The sequence below is a fragment of the Corallococcus sp. CA053C genome, assembly GCF_003611675.1.
Classification (GTDB): Bacteria; Myxococcota; Myxococcia; order Myxococcales; family Myxococcaceae; genus Corallococcus.
This window is the reverse complement of the sequence record NZ_RAWA01000745.1, coordinates 1-1,806: the sequence shown is the minus strand read 5'-3', so window position 1 is coordinate 1,806 and position 1,806 is coordinate 1. Positions and strand designations below refer to the sequence as shown.

1 pseudogene is annotated in these 1,806 nt (G+C 76.9%); it reads left to right on the top strand.

Annotated features, from left to right (window positions below):
• Positions 1-174: 174 nt before the first annotated feature.
• Positions 175-1,806 (top strand): annotated as a pseudogene (locus tag D7V97_RS42775) (hypothetical protein); the annotation flags it as partial.

Here is a 1,806-nt window from a genome sequence, read left to right as displayed (position 1 = left end):
CCGTCCGCCGCCATTCCCCTGCCTGGAAGTGCCGCGCCCCGGTCCGCCGCGATTCCGCTCCCGGGCACTGCCGCGCCGCAGTCCGCAGCCATCCCTCTTCCTGGAAGTGCCGCGCCCCCGTCGGCGGCCATTCCGCTTCCGGGCAGTGCCGCACCGCAGTCGGCCGCGATCCCGATGGGCGCCGGCCCGTCGGCCACCGCCATCCCGCTCCCGGGCAGCGCCGCGCCGAAGTCCGCCGCCATTCCGCTGCCCGGTAGCGCCGCGCCGCAGTCCGCTGCGATTCCGCTCCCGGGCACCGCCGCGCCCCAGTCCACCGCCATCCCGATGAGCGCCGGCCCGTCAGCCTCCGCCATCCCGCTCCCGGGCAGCGCCGCGCCGAAGTCCGCGGCCATCCCGCTGGGCGCCAGTCCTTCGGCCTCCGCCGCCATCCCGCTCCCGGGCAGCGCCGCGCCCCAGTCCGCCGCCATCCCGCTCCCGGGCAGCGCCGCGCCCCGGTCCGCCGCGATTCCGCTCCCGGGTAGCGCCGCGCCGCAGTCGGCCGCCATCCCCCTGCCCGGCGGTGCCACCCCGCTCGCCGCCATCGCGCTCGGCGCGGGCCCGGCGTCATCGGCCATCCCGCTCCCCGGTGCGACCGCCTCGCGCTCCGCCGCCATCCCCCTGCCCGGCCACTCCGCGCCGCCCGTCCCGTCGGAGGATCCGTTCTCCTTCGACGACGAGTTCCCGAGCACCCCGTCCGCCTCTCCGGGTGTCGCAGCGCCCCGCGCCATCTCGCTCGGCGCGGGCCCCTCGTCGCCGGTTCCCCTCCCGGAGGACTCGTTCAGCTTCGACATGGGCGCCGAGCCGCCCCAGGCCGACGCGTCCATGGCCGCCGAAGACGACTTCGCCGAGGTGGGCAGCGGCGAGTTCTCCTCGCTCGACACCGGTGACTTCACCGAGCAGCGCGAGGACGTCACTCGCGTCGTCCGGATCCCCGTGCCCACCGACGCCTACCGCGAGCCCGTTGGCTACGGTTCGCAGGAGCCGGCCAGCACCGCGCGCGACTTCGACTTCTCCGAGGCGCCCGTCAGCGCGCCCGTCGAAGCCGGATCCGACTTCGGCAGCACGCCCGACTTCGACTTCGCGGAGCAGGACGCCGCGCCCCTCCCCGCGCCGCCGGAGGAGGACGCGTTCACCTTCGACATCAACGACCCGTCCAACGCGCACGGGCCCGCGGCGTCGCACCCGCAGACCTTCGGCTACGGCTCCGAGCCCCAGGCGGACGCCTTCGCCCTGGCGCCGCCCTCCTCCGAGCCCGAGGCGGATCCGTTCGGCCTGCCGCCGCCGTCCGACTACGCCCAGTCATCCATCCCCGACGCGGATCCGTTCGCCCTGCCCCCACCGCCCGCGTCCGGCCCTGCGTCCTACGACCTGGACAACCTGCCCGCGTCGGGCGAGGACCCCTTCGCCCTGCCGCCCTCGCCCGGCATGGACTTCTCCGACCTGCCCTCGCCCGCGTCCTCCCAGGCGATGGACTTCTCCGACCTGCCCTCGCCCGCCGCGCCCGCGGCCGTGTCCTTCGACTTCGCGGAGGCCCCCGTCCCCGCGTACGGCCAGACGCCCGCGCCGGTGGACGACCCGTTCGCGGTGGACTTCACGTCGCCGCCTCCGGGCGCGCCGCCCGCCACCGACTTCCAGCTCGACTTCGGAGACCCCGCCCCGGCCGCGCCGCCGCCGCCCGCGCGCGGCAACCCGATGGCGATGGCGGACTTCGGCGACGTGGACTTCGGCGACCCCGCTCCGGCCTCGGCCCCCGCGCCGAGCATGACG